This is a genomic window from Vitreoscilla filiformis (assembly GCF_002222655.1).
In the GTDB taxonomy this organism is placed as follows: domain Bacteria; phylum Pseudomonadota; class Gammaproteobacteria; order Burkholderiales; family Burkholderiaceae_C; genus Ideonella; species Ideonella filiformis.
In genome coordinates this window covers 2,623,104-2,638,922 of record NZ_CP022423.1, presented here as the reverse complement: position 1 = coordinate 2,638,922, position 15,819 = coordinate 2,623,104, and the positions used below count along the sequence as shown (strand labels likewise).

General features: G+C 63.4%; 12 protein-coding genes. 4 read left to right on the top strand and 8 right to left on the bottom strand.

Annotated elements, in window-relative coordinates:
* Window positions 1-14 precede the first annotated feature (14 nt).
* Window positions 15-3,155 carry an efflux RND transporter permease subunit gene (locus VITFI_RS12405; RefSeq protein WP_089417227.1) on the bottom strand — a complete coding sequence of 1,047 codons (3,141 nt, stop codon included), beginning with the start codon at window positions 3,153-3,155 and terminating at the stop codon, window positions 15-17.
* Between the two features lie 26 nt (window positions 3,156-3,181).
* Entirely contained in the window at window positions 3,182-4,339 is a 1,158-nt protein-coding gene (locus VITFI_RS12400; RefSeq protein ID WP_089417226.1) for an efflux RND transporter periplasmic adaptor subunit, read from the bottom strand.
* A gap of 112 nt (window positions 4,340-4,451) precedes the next feature.
* Between VITFI_RS12400 and hpnC the strand changes: the two genes are divergently transcribed.
* From hpnC to VITFI_RS12380, 4 genes are read left to right on the top strand one after another with little or no spacing between them, the layout of a single operon-like run.
* Window positions 4,452-5,279, top strand: a complete 828-nt coding sequence (gene hpnC / locus VITFI_RS12395; protein WP_089417225.1) for a squalene synthase HpnC — start codon at window positions 4,452-4,454, stop codon at window positions 5,277-5,279.
* Window positions 5,276-6,124, top strand: a complete 849-nt coding sequence (hpnD, locus tag VITFI_RS12390; protein WP_089418139.1) for a presqualene diphosphate synthase HpnD — start codon at window positions 5,276-5,278, stop codon at window positions 6,122-6,124. The genes hpnC and hpnD overlap by 4 nt, the downstream gene beginning before the upstream one ends.
* Window positions 6,121-7,464 carry a hydroxysqualene dehydroxylase HpnE gene (gene hpnE / locus VITFI_RS12385; RefSeq protein ID WP_089417224.1) on the top strand — a complete coding sequence of 448 codons (1,344 nt, stop codon included), beginning with the start codon at window positions 6,121-6,123 and terminating at the stop codon, window positions 7,462-7,464. Before hpnD ends, hpnE begins: the two co-directional genes overlap by 4 nt.
* 46 nt (window positions 7,465-7,510) lie before the next feature.
* On the top strand, window positions 7,511-8,293 hold the full coding sequence (locus VITFI_RS12380; protein WP_089417223.1) for an IclR family transcriptional regulator: 783 nt from the start codon (window positions 7,511-7,513) through the stop codon (window positions 8,291-8,293).
* On the opposite strand, the gene pbpG is transcribed toward VITFI_RS12380, so the two are convergent.
* From pbpG to VITFI_RS12350, 6 genes are all read right to left on the bottom strand, one after another.
* Entirely contained in the window at window positions 8,285-9,199 is a 915-nt protein-coding gene (gene pbpG, locus VITFI_RS12375) for a D-alanyl-D-alanine endopeptidase (RefSeq protein ID WP_232476616.1), read from the bottom strand. The two genes, VITFI_RS12380 and pbpG, sit on opposite strands and share 9 nt — an antisense overlap.
* A 172-nt stretch (window positions 9,200-9,371) precedes the next feature.
* Complete coding sequence (locus tag VITFI_RS12370; protein ID WP_089417222.1) at window positions 9,372-10,913, bottom strand: 2-isopropylmalate synthase; 1,542 nt, start codon at window positions 10,911-10,913, stop codon at window positions 9,372-9,374.
* 228 nt (window positions 10,914-11,141) lie between these two features.
* Window positions 11,142-11,957, bottom strand: coding sequence for a CDP-diacylglycerol--serine O-phosphatidyltransferase (gene pssA / locus VITFI_RS12365; RefSeq protein ID WP_089417221.1), 816 nt, complete (start codon window positions 11,955-11,957; stop codon window positions 11,142-11,144).
* A 96-nt stretch (window positions 11,958-12,053) separates the two neighbouring features.
* Window positions 12,054-13,070, bottom strand: coding sequence for a ketol-acid reductoisomerase (gene ilvC, locus VITFI_RS12360; protein ID WP_089417220.1), 1,017 nt, complete (start codon window positions 13,068-13,070; stop codon window positions 12,054-12,056).
* Window positions 13,071-13,135: 65 nt separating this feature from the next.
* Window positions 13,136-13,627: an acetolactate synthase small subunit gene (gene ilvN, locus VITFI_RS12355; protein ID WP_089417219.1), complete on the bottom strand. Its 492-nt coding sequence runs from the start codon at window positions 13,625-13,627 to the stop codon at window positions 13,136-13,138.
* A gap of 198 nt (window positions 13,628-13,825) precedes the next feature.
* Entirely contained in the window at window positions 13,826-15,607 is a 1,782-nt protein-coding gene (locus VITFI_RS12350; RefSeq protein ID WP_198301759.1) for an acetolactate synthase 3 catalytic subunit, read from the bottom strand.
* Between the last annotated feature and the right edge of the window lie 212 nt (window positions 15,608-15,819).

Below are 15,819 nucleotides of genomic sequence, written 5' to 3'. Positions count from 1 at the left end.
GTAAGCCGCGCATTCTAGCCAACTTGTGCGCCGGTTTCGCGCCGCACACGGAACCAGGCGGCGTACATCGCGGGCAGGGCCAGCAAAGTCAGGGCGGTGGCGACAATGAGCCCGCCCATGATGGCCACCGCCATCGGCCCCCAGAAGGTGCTGCGCGACAGCGGAATCATCGCCAGCACCGCTGCCGCCGCTGTCAGCACGATGGGCCGGAAGCGTCGCACCGCCGATTCGACGATGGCCTCCCAGGCCGGCACGCCCCGGGCACGATCCTGCTCAATCTGGTCGATCAAGATCACTGAGTTGCGCATGATCATGCCCAGCAACGCAATGAAGCCCAACAAGGCGACAAAGCCGAACGGTCGGTTCAAGATCAGCAAGGCCGCCGCCACCCCCGCAATGCCCAGCGGCGCCGTCAACACCACCAGCAGGGTGCGCGAGAAGCTTTGCAGTTGCATCATCAGCAGCGTCAGCATGATGAACAGCATCAGCGGCGCACCGACGGCAATCGAGCCCTGGCCCTTGGCGCTTTCGGCCACGGCACCGGCAATCTCGATGTCCATGCCCGGCGGCATGCGTTCACGCAGCTTGGCCATGTCGGGCCAAATCTGGTGGGTCACGGTGGCGCCTTGCACGCCCTCGATCACATCGCCTTGCACGGTCACGGCGTATTTGCGACCTTCGCGCCACAGCACGCCGGGCTCCCAACCGTGTTCCACCTGGGCGATTTGTGTCAGCGGAATCGAACGCCCGCTGCTGGTGGCGACGTAGGCGCTGACCAAGTCGGTCAGGGCGTCCCGTTCGGCTTGGGGTTGGCGCAGCACGATGTCCACGAGCCGATCGCCCTCACGGAACTGGCCGATGGTGGAACCCGAGAACAGCGCCCGCGTGGTCTGCGCAATCGACTGGCTGGTGACGCCCAAGGCGCGGGCCTTGTCTTGGTCGATCACCAAGCGCAGGGCTTTGATTTGTTCGTTCCAGTTGTCGTTGACGCCGCGCATGTTGGGGTTGGCGCGCAGCAATTCTTTGGCGGTGTCGCCCCACTGGCGCACCTGGCGCATGTCGTCCCCCACGACGCGGAACTGCACCGGATACGCCACCGGCGGCCCGCTGGGCAGCAGTTTGACGCGGCCACGCACTTCGGGAAACTCGCTGGCCAGCAGCTCGGGCAGGCGCTGACGCAGTTCTTCGCGCACCTTGAAGTCCTTGGGCAGCAAAATGAACTGGCTCACGTTGGCCTGCGGGAACACCTGATCCAGCGGCAGGTAAAAACGCGGCACGCCACTGCCCACCCAGGCGGTCACACTTTGCAAACCGTCCTCTTTGAGCATCCGTGCTTCAAAACGCTTGGCCACCTCTTCGGACGCTTGGATGGTGGCGCCCTCCGGCAACCACAAGTCCACGAGGATTTCTGGCCGGCTCGAATCCGGGAAAAACTGCTGTTGCACCCGCCCCATGCCGACGATGCCCAGAGCGAAAATCAGCAGCGTCACCCCGATGGTCACCCAGCGGTGTTCGACGCAGCGATCCACCAGGGTGCGAAAGCGGGTGTAGAACGGCGTGTCGAACAGCTCGTGCGGAGTGCCGTCGTTGGCCTTGTGGGTGTGCAGCAGCCACGCTCCGAGGTAAGGCACGAAGTACACCGACACCAGCCACGAAATCACCAGTGCTGCCGAGGTCACGGCAAAGATGGCGAAGGTGTATTCCCCGACCGTCGATTGGGCCATGCCGATGGGCAGGAACCCGGCGGCGGTGATGAGCGTGCCGGTCAGCATCGGCATCGAGGTGACTTCGTAGGCGTGGGTGGCGGCGTGCAGCCGGTCGTAGCCTTCTTCGAGTTTGCGCACCATCATTTCCACGGCAATGATGGCATCGTCCACCAACAAGCCCAGGGCGATGATGAGCGAGCCCAACGAGATTTTGTGCAGCCCCACGCCCCAGTAAAACATGGTGACAAAGGTGATCGCCAGCACCAGCGGGATGGTGATGGCCACCACCAAACCCGGCCAAATGTCGATGCGCAGGGGCCGCGTGTGCAGCCCCAGGCTGACAAAACTCACCATGAGCACGATCACCACCGCTTCCACCAGTGTGCCGACGAACTCGTTCACCGAGCGCGACACCACCTGCGGCTGGTCTTGCACCTGCGAAATTTCGATGCCCAGCGGCAGCGTCGGGCGCAGGGTGTTCACCGTGGCGGTCAGGGCTTGGCCCATGGCGAGGATGTCACCGCCCTTGGCCATGGCCACGCCCAGGGCCACCACTTGTTTGCCTTGATGGCGCACCATCGTGGCCGGTGGATCGACGTAGGCGCGACGAATGTCGGCGATGTCCCCCAAGCGCAGGCTGCTGGCTTGGCCGGTGGCCGGGTTGGTGGCGCGGATGGGCAGTTGGCGCAGCGAGTCCGGCGTGGTCAAGGCGCCATCGACGCGCAGTTGCACGTTTTGGCTGCCCGCATTCAGCACTCCGGCCCCTTCGACGGTGTTTTGCGCCGTGAGTTGGGCGATCACCTGGTTCAGATCCAGCCCCAATTCGGCCAAGCGTTTGTGGGAAATTTCGATGTAGAGCTTTTCGGCTTGGACGCCAAACAGCTCGACCTTGGCCACGTCCGGCACTTTGAGGAGGCGGGCACGCACGTCCTCGGCGTGCTGACGCAGCTCCTCGGTGCTGAATCCATCGGCGGACAGGGCATAAATCGAGCCGTACACGTCCCCGAACTGGTCGTTGAACACCGGGCCGATGACGCCAGCGGGCAAGGTGCTGCGCATGTCACCGATTTTTTTGCGCACCTGATACCAAGCATCCGGCACCTCTTTGGGGGGCGTCGAGTCCTTGAGCTGGAACATCACCAGCATTTCGCCGGGTTTGGTGTAGGTGCGGATGATGTCGGCGTGGGGGACTTCTTGCAGGGTGCGTTCGACCTTGTCGGCCACCTGCTCGGCCATTTGCTGGGCGGTGGCGCCGGGCCAAAACGCCTGCACCACCATGGCGCGGAAAGTGAAAGGCGGGTCTTCGTCCTGCCCAAGTTGAAAGTAGGCGGCCAGGCCCAGCACCATCAGCACCACCATCAGGTAGCGCGTCAGGGGGGCGTGTTCAAGCGCCCAGCGGGAAATGTTGAACGTCTCGCGCTCGGTGGCGCGGGGGTGTCGGCGGCTCATCGGGGGCCTCGTCGGTGGATGCGGGTTCAGCGGGACGCGGCCGAAGCCGGGGCCGAGGCGGGCACGTCACCCACCTGGCCGCGTTCGAGGTAGCGGCGCACGGTTTGGCCGGGGGTGAGCAAGTGGGTGCCAGCGGTCACCACTTCATCCCCGGCTGACAGGCCCGCACTCACCAGCACGGTGTTGCCTTCGGCGCCGGCCACCGTCACGGGGTGGAGGCGCACCTTCATGGCACCCTCCAGCAACCATACGGCCGACTGGTTTTTGTGTTCCACCAGCGCCGTCAACGGCAGGCGCACCACGCCTGCGCGTCCGCTTTGGGCGATGCGTACCGTGGCGGTTTGCCCTAAACGCAGCGCTGCGCTGCCGATGTCCGCCTTGACGCTGAAGGTGCGGGTGACCGGGTCGGCCGCAGCGGCGATTTCATGCACCGTGGCGGGCACAGCCTCTTGACTGCCCCAGGGCACGACGCGCACCGCCCCCGAGCGGTTCAGCAAGGCGCGCAGCTCGTTCACCCGATCTTCGGGCACAGCAAAAACGGCATCACGCGGGCCATCCAGCGCCAGACGCACCACGGGGGTGCCAGCGGCCAGCACTTGGCCCGGCTCGGCTTCCACCGCCGTGATCACCCCCGAAGCGGGTGCGTTCAAGCTGCTGTAAGACGTTTGGTTGATCTGCACCCCGGCTTGCGCCTTGACTTGCTCTAACTGCGCTTTAGCGGCCTTGAGGGTGGTTTCGCGCCGCTCCAGTTCGGCGGCGCTGATGAAGTTTTGGGCGCGCAAGTCTTGGTAGCGCTTGAAGTCCGCCACAGCCAGCTCGAATTGCACTTGCGCGGCGGCCACCCCGGCTTGTGCGGCTTCTTGGCCCAGGCGCAAGTCTTGCGGATCGAGCTGCGCCAGCACCTGGCCGGCGCGCACGGCGTCCCCCGCGTTCACGGGTCGGGCCAGCAGCTTGCCGCCGACACGGAACCCCAGACGCGATTCGGTGCGCGCTTTGATTTCCGCCGCATAGTCCCGCTCCAACTGCGCGGTGCCGGATTCGACTTTGAGCGTGCGCACGGCGCGCACCGGCTCGGGGGCCACCTCCTTGGGCGCGCAGCCCGACAGCCACAGGCCGCCCAGACTCACGAGGGTGAGAAGCAGCGGCGTTCCGGGCCGCAACCGATGCTGACGAAGGGCGTTCATGGCAGAGAGCAAGGTTGTTAATGACTGACTGGTCAGTAATATAGAAAGATGGTGAGAACGTGTCAACGAGCGGCCCTCAGGGGCGCCGGGGAAGGACGGACAATCGTCCCCCGTGAGCGTCCAACACTATGAAAACTTCCCCGTCGCGTCGTGGCTGTGCCCGCCGGCGTTGCGTCCGCCGATCACGGCGATTTATTGGTTTGCCCGCACGGCAGACGATTTGGCCGATGAAGGCAACGCCTTGCCGGCCCAGCGTCATGCTGATTTGCAGGCGTATCGCACCGATTTGCATCGGGTGGCGGCGGGTTTGGCCGCGTCCGAACGCTGGCGTGGGGTGTTTGAGCCGCTGGGCCGAATGATCCAGCAGCACCAACTGCCGCCCCGTCTGCTGGACGATTTGCTGACAGCCTTCATCCGCGACATCGACAACCCCATCTACCCGGATCGCGAGGCCGTGCTGGATTACTGCCGCTACTCGGCCAACCCGATTGGCCGCTTGCTGCTGCACCTGTACGGCGTGCAAGACGAGGTGGCTTTGCGCCAGTCCGACGCGGTGTGCTCGGCGTTGCAGCTCATCAACTTTTGGCAGGATTTGAGCGTCGATCTGCCCCGGGGACGCCACTACATCCCGAATTCGGATTTACGCCAGCACCAATTGCCGCGTTCGCAACTGCTGTGCCGTCCGCCCAGCGCGGCACATCGCGCCCTGCTGGCCGACTTGGTGGGCTGGGCGCGGCGCTTGATGCTCGAAGGTGCGCCGCTGGTACACCGCTTGCCGGGGCGCATGGGTTGGGAGCTGCGCTTGGTGGTGCAGGGCGGCTTGCGCGTTCTTGAGAAAATCGAAGCCATGGATGAAACCAGTTTTGTCTCGCGTCCGACCGTTGCGGCAGCGGATGCCCCGCTGCTGTTGTGGCGCGCTTTGTGGATGCCCCGGTCATGACGCCTGAACAGTACGTGCAACAAAAAGCCGCCGCCAGCGGCTCGTCGTTTTATTACGCTTTTCTGTTTTTGCCACCGCCTCGGCGGGCGGCGATCACAGCGTTTTATGCGTTTTGCCGCGAAGTGGATGACGTGGTCGATGAGGTTCACGATCCGCATGTGGCCGGGCAGAAGCTGGCGTGGTGGACACGTGAAGTTCACCAAAGTTTTGCCGGCCAGCCGACGCATCCGGTGATGCAAGCGTTGATGCCCCATGTGGCCCCGTTCGACATTCGCGCCGAACATTTGCTCGCCGTGATCGAGGGCTGCCAGATGGATTTGACGCAGACGCGCTACCTCGATTTCGCTGGCCTGACGCGCTACTGCCATTTGGTGGCGGGGGTGGTCGGTGAAGTGGCCAGCAGCATTTTTGGCCGTACCGCCGAGGACACCCTGCGCTACGCCCACACCCTGGGGCTGGCGATGCAGCTCACCAACATCATTCGCGATGTGGGGGAAGATGCGCGGCGCGGACGCATCTACTTGCCGATCAGCGAGTTGCAGCGTTTCGACGTCAAGGCCCACGAGCTGCTCAAATGCGAACGCCCCTGGGGTTACAGCGACCGATTCCAAGCGCTGATGAAATTCCAAGCCGAGCGGGCGCATTGGTTTTATGACGAAGCCCTGTCGGCTTTGCCCGACATTGACCGGGCCGATCAGCGCCCCGGTTTGATGATGGCCAACATTTACCGCTCGCTGCTGCGGGAGATCGAAAAGGGCGGCTTCCAAGTCCTGCACCAGCGCATTTCGCTCACGCCGCTGCGCAAGCTGTGGATCGCGGGGCGCACGCATTGGCGCAGCCGATGAGCGCCTCGCGTTCAACGTCGCTAGCGCGGCGCGTGGCCGTCATTGGTGCGGGTTGGGCGGGCTTGGCGGCGGCGGTGGAGGCCGTCCGGTTGGGGTACACCGTCCACTTGTTTGAAATGGCGCGCCAAACCGGCGGGCGGGCGCGCAGCGATGCAGCCTCACCCGGTCAACCCGACGCTGAACGGCGTGACAACGGCCAGCACATCCTCATCGGCGCCTATCAGGCCACGCTGGCGTTGATGCGGCAGGTGGGCGTCGATCCCGAGCAGGTGTTGATGCGGCGCCCGTTGGCGGTGGTGTATCCCGACGGCCAAGGCTTGCGCTTACCCCCCGGGCCGGCGGTGCCGGCGTTTCTGTGGGGGGTGTGGCGTTGGCGGGCGTTGAGCGTGGCGGAACGTTGGGGGCTGTTGCGCTGGGCGGCCCGTTGGCGCTGGCGGGGGTTTCGCTGCGATCCTCGGTTGACGGTGGCGGACATCAGCGCCGATTGCCCGCCACGTGTCCACGAATGGCTGATCGATCCGTTGAGCGTGGCCGCGCTCAACACACCGTCGCACCAAGCCAGCGCGCAGGTGCTGTTGACGGTGCTGCGCGATGCCCTGTTCGGCCCACGCGGCAGCTCGGACGTGCTGCTGCCTCGTGCGCCCCTCAGCGCCCTGTTGCCCGATGCGGCACAACGCTGGCTGCAACAGCATGGCGCCACACTGACGTTGGGGCGTCGCGTCCAGCGGTTGACGCCGCAGGCGTCCGGCGCTTGGTGTGTGGACGACGAGGTGTTCGACCATGTGATCGTCGCCAGCAGCGCCGTTGAAGCGGCGCGTTTGCTGGCGCCTCATGCGCCCATTTGGGCCGAACAAGCGGCAGCGCTGCACTACGAGCCCATCATCACGGTGTGGCTGGAGGCGCCGGGCGCCCGCTGGCCCGAACCGATGCTGGCGCTGCGGGCCGATGCCGCGCATCCGGCGCAGTTTGGGTTCGATCTGGGGCAACTGGGTGGTGTGGCGGGGCAGTTCTCCTTGGTGGTGAGTGGGGCGTCCGTGTGGCTGGACCGGCCACTGGCGGCGGTTGGGGCGGCGGTGTGTGACCAGTTGCGCCAAGCCTGGCGCCAGCAGCCCTCGGCGTGGCCGGCGGCGCGTGTGCGGGTGCTGGCGATTCGGGCTGAAAAGCGCGCCACGTTTGCCTGCGTACCGGGGTTGCAGCGCCCGTGTGCGGATCCGCTGCCGGGCGTGTCGGTGGCGGGGGATCATGTGGCCGGGCCGTATCCCGCCACCTTGGAAGCGGCGGTGCGATCGGGTGTGGCCGCCGCCCAGCGCGTTGGACGGGTAAAAGCTGCACATGGCTGAGGTACATTTCGCCATGTAAAAATATGGGTCAAAAAAGCACGTCACCATGACCAAAAAAGATCCCCAAGACCCCAGCATCCAGGTTCTGGCCCGTGCGTTCGCTTTGTTGGACGTGCTGGCAGCCCACCCCGACCCGGTACCGCTCAAAGAATTGAGCGAGCGCACCGGCCTGCATCCCTCCACCGCCCACCGCATTCTCAACGACTTGGCCGCCGGGCGGCTGGTCGATCGGCCTGAGTCCGGCAGTTACCGGCTGGGCATGCGTTTGCTGGAATTGGGCAATCTGGTCAAAGCGCGCTTGGATGTGCGGGACGCCGCCATTGGCCCAATGCGTGAATTGCACAAGCTCACACATCAGCCGGTGAACCTCTCTGTGCGCCAGGGCGATGAGATCGTTTACATCGAACGCACCTACAGCGAGCGTTCGGGCATGCAAGTGGTGCGCGCCGTGGGCGGACGTGCGCCGCTGCATTTGACGTCCGTGGGCAAACTGTTCCTGGCGTTTGATGAGCCCCAGCGTGTGCGGGCGTACGCCACGCGCACCGGCTTGGCGGGTCACACCCGCAACAGCATCACCGATTTGCCGGCGCTGGAGCGTGAGCTGGCGCTGGTGCGCCGCAACGCCCTGGCCCGCGACGATGAGGAGCTGGAGCTGGGCGTGCGCTGCATGGCCGCTGGCATCTTTGATGATCAGGGCAAGCTGGTGGCCGGCCTGTCGGTGTCGGCGCCGGCGGATCGGCTGGAAGAATCGTGGCTGGATCGGGTCAAGGCCACAGCCGCGCAGATTTCCACCGCGCTGGGCTACCGAGGTGCTGCCGGATCAGCGTAAATCAAAACGTGACGATGCGGCGGTGGTGGCACCGTTCAGCGTCGATTGCACCAGCCATCGGCGGATGCGTTCGGCGTCACCCAAGCGGGAATACTTCCCAGCCGAATCGAGCAGCACCATGATGAGCTTGCGCCCGGCCAGTTTGGCTTGCATCACCAAACACTGGCCCGCTTCGACGATGTAGCCGGTTTTTTGCAGACCGATGTCCCACTCGGGGTTCAGCACCAGCCGGTTGGTGGTGTGAAACTGCATTTGCCGAGGCCCCACGGCCACCAGCCCTTCGGGAGAAGTGGACAAAGTGCGGATCAGCGGCACGTCATAGGCCGCTTTGACCAACAAAGCCAGGTCATGGGCACTCGATTGGTTCAAGCTGGACAGCCCCGTGGGCTCGACATACCGCGTGTCCAACATCCCCAAACTGCGGGCTTTGGCGTTCATCGCTGCGACAAAAGCATAAAACCCGCCTGGGTAATGGCGGCCCAAGGCGTTGGCGGCGCGGTTTTCAGAGGCCATCAGCGCCAAATGCAGCATGTCCCCGCGTGACAGTTGAGCGCCGACTTGGAGGCGCGAGCGGCTGCCCTTTTCCGTGTCGATGTCTTCCTCGGTGATGGTGAGCATCTCCGTCAGCGGTTGCTGGGCTTCGATCACCAGCAGGGCGGTCATCAGTTTGGTGATGGACGCGATCGGCAACACCGCTTGCGAGTTTTTGGTGACCAACACTTCGTTGGTTTCTTGATCCATCACCAGTGCGGCGCCGGATTTCAATTCGAGCGGATCTTCCAGTTGATGCAAGCCGTACATCTGGCCGAAGGACTGGCGCGTGGGCTCGCGGCGGTGACGACGGCACTGGCTTTGGCCACCGATTTTTTCTGGGCCGCTTGTGCGGCCATCGGTGCCGTTAAGCAAAGAACCAGGCTGATGAGACTCCAACGGATGGAAAAGACGTGGCGTGATGTTGTTTTCATGCAAAAGTCAGGGGAAAAACCGACAGATTTGTCCAACGTGGGAGTCTAAAGCCAAGCAAACAGCGTGCAAGGGGTTTCCCCCTGGCACGCTGTCATGTTGAACGTCGAAGGCGTCAGACCTGGGCGGCGACGCGCTCGACGCTGGAGTACAGCTTGGTCAGCGCTGCCAAATAGGCTTTGGCCGAGGCGACGATGATGTCCGGATCGGCACCCACCCCGTTGACGATCCGCCCCGCCAGTTGCAGGCGCACAGTGACCTCCCCCTGGGACTCGGTGCTGCCAGACGTGATGGCATTGACCGAATACAGCACCAGCTCAGCACCGCTTTGGACGTGCGATTCAATGGCTTTGAGGCACGCATCCACCGGCCCGTTACCGATGGCGGTGGCGGTGTGTTCCTTGGCACCAGCGGCAAACGTCACCGTGGCTTGAGGCCGTTCGCCCATTTCCGAGCTTTGGCTCAGCGCGACCAAGCGGTAATGCTCCTGCGCTGCGGTGACACTTTCGTCGCCGACCAAGGCAATGATGTCCTCATCAAAAATCTCGCTCTTGCGGTCGGCCAGGTCTTTGAAGCGGGTGAAAGCGGCGTTGATTTCGGCTTCCGATTCCAGCTCAATGCCCAGCTCTTGCAAACGCTGCTTGAAGGCGTTGCGCCCCGAGAGCTTGCCCAGCACGATTTTGTTGGCGCTCCAACCCACGTCTTCAGCGCGCATGATTTCGTAGGTGTCACGCGCTTTGAGCACGCCATCTTGGTGGATGCCCGAAGCGTGCGCAAACGCGTTGGCACCGACCACCGCCTTGTTCGGCTGCACCACAAAACCCGTGGTCTGGCTCACCATGCGGCTGGCGGGCACGATTTGCGAAGTGTCGATGCCCACATCCAAACCGAAGTAGTCACGGCGGGTTCTCACGGCCATCACCACTTCTTCCAGCGAGCAGTTGCCGGCGCGCTCGCCCAGGCCATTGATGGTGCATTCCACCTGGCGGGCACCACCGATCTTGACACCGGCCAACGAGTTGGCCACGGCCATGCCCAGGTCGTTGTGGCAGTGAACCGACCAAATGGCCTTGTCCGAATTGGGCACTTTTTCGCGCAGCGTCTTGATGAAGTGGCCGTACAGCTCGGGGATGGCGTAGCCCACCGTGTCGGGGATGTTGATGGTAGAGGCGCCTTCGGCAATCACGGCTTCGACCACGCGGGCCAAAAAGTCGATTTCCGAGCGGTAGCCGTCTTCGGCGCTGAACTCGATGTCGCCACACAGGTTGCGGCCAAAACGCACGGCCAAGCGCGCTTGCTCCAGCACCTGCTCGGGCGACATGCGCAGCTTCTTCTCCATGTGCAGCGGGCTGGTGGCGATGAAGGTGTGGATGCGCCCCCGGTTGGCACCGGCCACCGCTTCGGCGGCGCGGGCGATGTCGCGGTCATTGGCGCGGGCCAGCGAGCAGACGGTGGAGTCTTTGATGTGGTTGGCGATGGTGCGAACGGCCTCAAAGTCCCCGTTCGAGGAGGCGGCAAAGCCCGCTTCGATCACGTCCACCTTCAGGCGTTCCAGTTGGCGGGCGATGCGCAGTTTTTCGTCCCGCGTCATCGAGGCGCCGGGCGATTGTTCGCCGTCACGCAAGGTGGTGTCGAAGATGATGAGCTTGTCGGTCATGGAAGTTCTCCTCGGCGAAGCCGGTCGAGCAAAGTTCAGGGGAAACGATGCGCACGCAGCCTGAAATGAGAAACGGCCCGCTGCGAGCGCTGGCGGGCCGTTGATCTCTTGGAATGGGGGTGTTCAGACGCGATCGATCAGCATGCCCGCAGGGTGGCTAGGGGCAGCGATAGCAGCAAAGCAGCGTGGATCGACATCGGGCGAAACATCCGTTCAATATAGCACGGCTCAATGCAAGCCGCGCTCGTCGGGTTCATCCGTCGATGTGGCGATGACACTGACGTGTTGCCCTTTCATCTTGCGCCAGGCATACACCACATAACCCGACAAGCCATACACGCAAAACACACCGAACAACACCACCGGCGGATGCAGGGTGACGATGGCCAATCCCAAAGCGATCAGCACGATCACGATGAAGGGCACCGTGCGTTTGAAGTTCACGTCTTTGAAGCTGTAGAACGGAACGTTCGTCACCATGGTCAGGCCGGAATACAACACCACAGCGCACGTCACCCAAGGCCAGAACGCCAGGGTGGATACATGGGTCAACCCCGAATCGTCCGCCACCCAGATGAAACCGATCACCAGAGCCGCTGCCGCAGGGCTGGGCAAGCCTTGGAAAAAACGCTTGTCCACGATGCCGATGTTGGTGTTGAAACGCGCCAGCCGCAGCGCCGCACAGGCGCAATACACGAAGGCGGCGATCCAGCCCGCTTTGCCCAAGCCTTTGAGCGCCCATTCGTACACGATGAGCGCCGGGGCTGCGCCAAAGCTCACCATGTCTGCCAGGCTGTCCATCTGCTCGCCGAAGGCGCTTTGGGTGTTGGTCATGCGTGCGACACGGCCATCCAAACTGTCCAGCACCATGGAGCAAAAAATGCCGATGGCGGCGTGCTCGAAGCGTCCGTTCATCGCCATCACCACGGCGTAAAACCCACCGAACAGCGCCGCCAGGGTGAACAGATTGGGCAGGACGTAAATGCCCCGTCGGCGCGGGCGGGGCAGCACGGGTGTGGAGGTCGCAGTGTCAGGAGTCGTCATGAGGAGGGAGCGAATCTCGGTAGGCGCTGAGGATACCTCAGCGACTCCATGAAAAAAGCCGCCCGCAGGCGGCTTTCAGAGAAGGATCGAAACCGATCAGTTGCGGCTCTTGTCCACCAGCTTGTTGGCCTTGATCCAGGGCATCATGTCGCGCAGCTTGGCGCCGACGATTTCGATTTGATGCTCTTCGGTCAGGCGACGACGCGAGGTCAGGGTCGGGGCGCCGGCCTTGTTTTCCAGGATGAAGGACTTGGCGTATTCGCCAGTCTGGATGTCCTTCAGGCACTGCTTCATGGCCTTCTTGGTCTCGTCGGTCACGACGCGCGGGCCGGTGACGTACTCGCCATATTCGGCGTTGTTCGAGATCGAGTAGTTCATGTTGGCGATGCCACCTTCGTAGATCAGGTCCACGATCAGCTTCAGCTCGTGCAGGCACTCGAAGTAGGCCATTTCCGGCGCGTAGCCGGCTTCCACCAGGGTTTCGAAACCGGCCTTGATCAGCTCGACGGCACCGCCGCACAGCACGGCTTGTTCGCCGAACAGGTCGGTTTCGGTTTCTTCGCGGAAGTTGGTTTCGATGATGCCAGCCTTGCCGCCGCCGTTGGCCGAAGCGTAGGACAGGGCCAGGTCACGCGCCTTGCCGGTCACGTCTTGGTAGACGGCGATCAGGTGGGGCACGCCGCCACCTTGGCGGTAGGTGCCGCGCACGGTGTGGCCCGGGGCCTTCGGGGCCACCATCCACACGTCCACGTCAGCGCGCGGCACGACTTGGCCGTAATGCACGTTGAAGCCGTGGGCGAACACCAGCGAAGCGCCGGCCTTCAGGTTCGGGGCCACTTCCTTGTTGTACACATCGGCGATTTGCTCGTCGGGCAACAGGATCATGACGACGTCGGCAGAAGCCACAGCCTCGGCCACTTCAGCCACCTTCAGGCCAGCGCCTTCGGCTTTGGCCCAGGAAGCGCCGCTCTTGCGCAGGCCCACGGTCACCTTCACGCCCGAGTCGTTCAGGTTCTGGGCGTGAGCGTGGCCTTGCGAGCCGTAGCCGATGATGGTGACGTTCTTGCCCTTGATCAGGCTGAGGTCGGCGTCCTTGTCGTAGTAAACCTTCATGGTGGAGTCTCTTGAGTGAATGAGGCTGCGGGAGGAGGGGGAGGATGCGATCCCTGGCGAGGGGATCAGACGCGCAGAATGCGCTCGCCGCGACCGATCCCGCTGGAGCCGGTGCGAACGGTTTCGAGGATGGCGGCGCGGTCGATCGCTTCAATGAAAGCGTCGAGCTTGGCGGCGTCACCCGTCAATTCGATGGTGTAGGTTTTTTCGGTCACGTCGATGATGTGGCCACGGAAGATGTCCGCCAGGCGCTTCATCTCTTCGCGTTCCTTGCCGACGGCGCGCACCTTGATGAGCATCAGCTCACGTTCGCTGTAGTTGCCTTCGGTCAGGTCCACGACCTTCACCACGTCCACCAAGCGGTTCAGGTGCTTGGTGATTTGTTCGATGGTTTCTTCCGAGCCCTTGGTGACGATGGTCATGCGCGACAGCGAAGGGTCTTCGGTCGGCGCCACGGTCAGGCTCTCGATGTTGTAGCCACGGGCCGAAAACAGCGCCACCACGCGCGACAGCGCGCCCGGCTCGTTTTCCAGCAAAACGGCGATGATGTGTTTCATGCGAAGTCTCCTGGCGCGCTCCTCACGCAACGCCGGCGGGTGGCCGGCGGCGCTTGGCACGCCGTTTGAAGTCAGGAAGTCAAGGGCGGATGGGCTTGCAAAAGCAGTCGGATGCGGGCCGCCGCGCCCACCGATTCACCCGTTTTGCAGCGGTCACTGCGCACGCTGAATCGGCAGGCCGCGCACGGCCTCGGTGCATCAGAGGTCTTCCGAACCCAACAGCATCTCGGTGATGCCCATGCCGGCTTGCACCATCGGCCAGACGTTTTCGGTCGGGTCGGTGCGAACGTCGAGGAAGAAGGTGCGGTTCTTTTCCTTGAGCATTTCACGCAGCGCCGGCTCCACTTCCGACGGCCGCTCGATCTTCAGACCGATGTGACCATAGGCTTGGGCGAGCTTGACGAAGTCCGGCAGCGCGTCCATGTAGCTGTGGGCGTAGCGGCCTTCGTAGATCAGCTCTTGCCACTGGCGCACCATGCCCAGGTAGCGGTTGTTGAGCGCAATGATCTTCACCGGCGTGTTGTACTGCTGGCAGGTCGAAAGCTCTTGGATGTTCATCTGGATCGAGCCTTCGCCGGTGATGCAGAACACGTCTGCGTCCGGCTTGGCCAGCTTGATGCCCATCGCGTACGGCAGGCCCACACCCATGGTGCCCAGGCCGCCGGAGTTGATCCAGCGGCGCGGCTCGCCAAACTTGTAGAACTGCGCCGCCCACATTTGGTGCTGACCCACGTCGGAAGTGACGTAGGTGTCGGTGCCACGGGTCAGCTCCCACAGCGTTTGCACCACATGTTGCGGCTTGATGACCTCGTCGCTGCGCTTGAAGTTCAGGCAATCGCGTGAGCGCCAGTCGTTGATTTGGTTCCACCAGTGGCCCAGCGCGGCAGCGTCCGGCTTGGCTTGGGCTTCGCGGATCTGAACGATCAGCTCGTGCAGCACTTCCTTGACATCGCCGACGATGGGAATGTCCACCTTCACGCGCTTGGAGATCGAAGACGGGTCGATGTCCACATGGATGATCTTGCGCTCGACCTCGGCGAAGTGCGCCGGGTTGCCGATCACGCGGTCATCGAAGCGTGCGCCCACGGCCAACAGCACGTCGCAGTGCTGCATGGTCATGTTGGCTTCGTAGGTGCCGTGCATGCCCAGCATGCCCAGGAACTTCGGATCGGTGGCCGAAATGGCGCCCAAACCCATCAGCGTGTTGGTGACGGGGTAGCCCAGCAGATCGCACAGCTCGCGCAGCTCAGCCGACGCATTGCCCAGCACCACACCGCCGCCGGTGTAGATATAAGGACGCTTGGCTTGCAGCAGCAGTTGCACGGCCTTGCGGATCTGACCGCCGTGGCCCTTCTTCACCGGGTTGTAGGAGCGCATCGACACCGGCTCGCGGTATTCGGCCTCGCTGAACATCGCGGTTTTGAGCGACACGTCCTTGGGGATGTCCACCACCACCGGGCCAGGGCGACCGGTGCGGGCGATGTGGAAGGCTTTCTTCAGCGTCAGCGCCAAGTCGCGCACATCCTTCACCAAGAAGTTGTGCTTGACGATGGGGCGGGTGATGCCGACGGTGTCACATTCTTGGAAAGCGTCCAAACCGATGGCGGCGGTCGGCACCTGGCCGGTGATCACCACCATGGGGATCGAGTCCATGTAGGCCGTGGCGATGCCCGTCACCGCATTGGTGACGCCGGGGCCGGAGGTGACCAGGGCCACGCCCACTTCACCCGTGGCGCGGGCAAAGCCGTCAGCCGCGTGAACGGCGGCCTGCTCGTGGCGCACCAAAACGTGCTGGATGGATTCTTGCTTGTAAAGTGCGTCGTAGATGTACAGCACCGAGCCGCCTGGGTAGCCCCAGACATGCTTGACGCCTTCGGCCACCAGGGCCTGCACCAGAATTTCGGAGCCGTTCAATTCCACGGCGGGGGAAGCGTTTTGCGGTTGCGCCGCTGGGGCGCGCTTGACATCCGCGCTAGACATGTCCATTCAAGAACCTCTGTGAATTTCTCTGACGAAAAACCTTCGGTGCCCCTCCTCGCGCCCTCGTGAGGTGGAATCGGAGCCTGCGCGATCAATAATGGCCGGCGCCCGCGGTCGGACGGGCCTTCAAGATCCAGTCGCACAATCCGTGCGAACGCGCATTATTGCATCCTTGCATCAAGCCATGGCATGGCTCAGCCCCGTGCAAGCTG

What these genes read in the sequence shown, in the direction of transcription:
- VITFI_RS12405 (WP_089417227.1), bottom strand. Translation starts at nt 3,155, where the DNA reads ATGAGCCGCCGACACCCCCGCGCCACCGAGCGCGAGACGTTCAACATT.
- VITFI_RS12400 (WP_089417226.1), bottom strand. Translation starts at nt 4,339, where the DNA reads ATGAACGCCCTTCGTCAGCATCGGTTGCGGCCCGGAACGCCGCTGCTT.
- hpnD (WP_089418139.1), top strand. Translation starts at nt 5,276, where the DNA reads ATGACGCCTGAACAGTACGTGCAACAAAAAGCCGCCGCCAGCGGCTCG.
- hpnE (WP_089417224.1), top strand. Translation starts at nt 6,121, where the DNA reads ATGAGCGCCTCGCGTTCAACGTCGCTAGCGCGGCGCGTGGCCGTCATT.
- VITFI_RS12380 (WP_089417223.1), top strand. Translation starts at nt 7,511, where the DNA reads ATGACCAAAAAAGATCCCCAAGACCCCAGCATCCAGGTTCTGGCCCGT.
- VITFI_RS12370 (WP_089417222.1), bottom strand. Translation starts at nt 10,913, where the DNA reads ATGACCGACAAGCTCATCATCTTCGACACCACCTTGCGTGACGGCGAA.
- pssA (WP_089417221.1), bottom strand. Translation starts at nt 11,957, where the DNA reads ATGACGACTCCTGACACTGCGACCTCCACACCCGTGCTGCCCCGCCCG.
- ilvC (WP_089417220.1), bottom strand. Translation starts at nt 13,070, where the DNA reads ATGAAGGTTTACTACGACAAGGACGCCGACCTCAGCCTGATCAAGGGC.
- ilvN (WP_089417219.1), bottom strand. Translation starts at nt 13,627, where the DNA reads ATGAAACACATCATCGCCGTTTTGCTGGAAAACGAGCCGGGCGCGCTG.
- VITFI_RS12350 (WP_198301759.1), bottom strand. Translation starts at nt 15,607, where the DNA reads ATGTCTAGCGCGGATGTCAAGCGCGCCCCAGCGGCGCAACCGCAAAAC.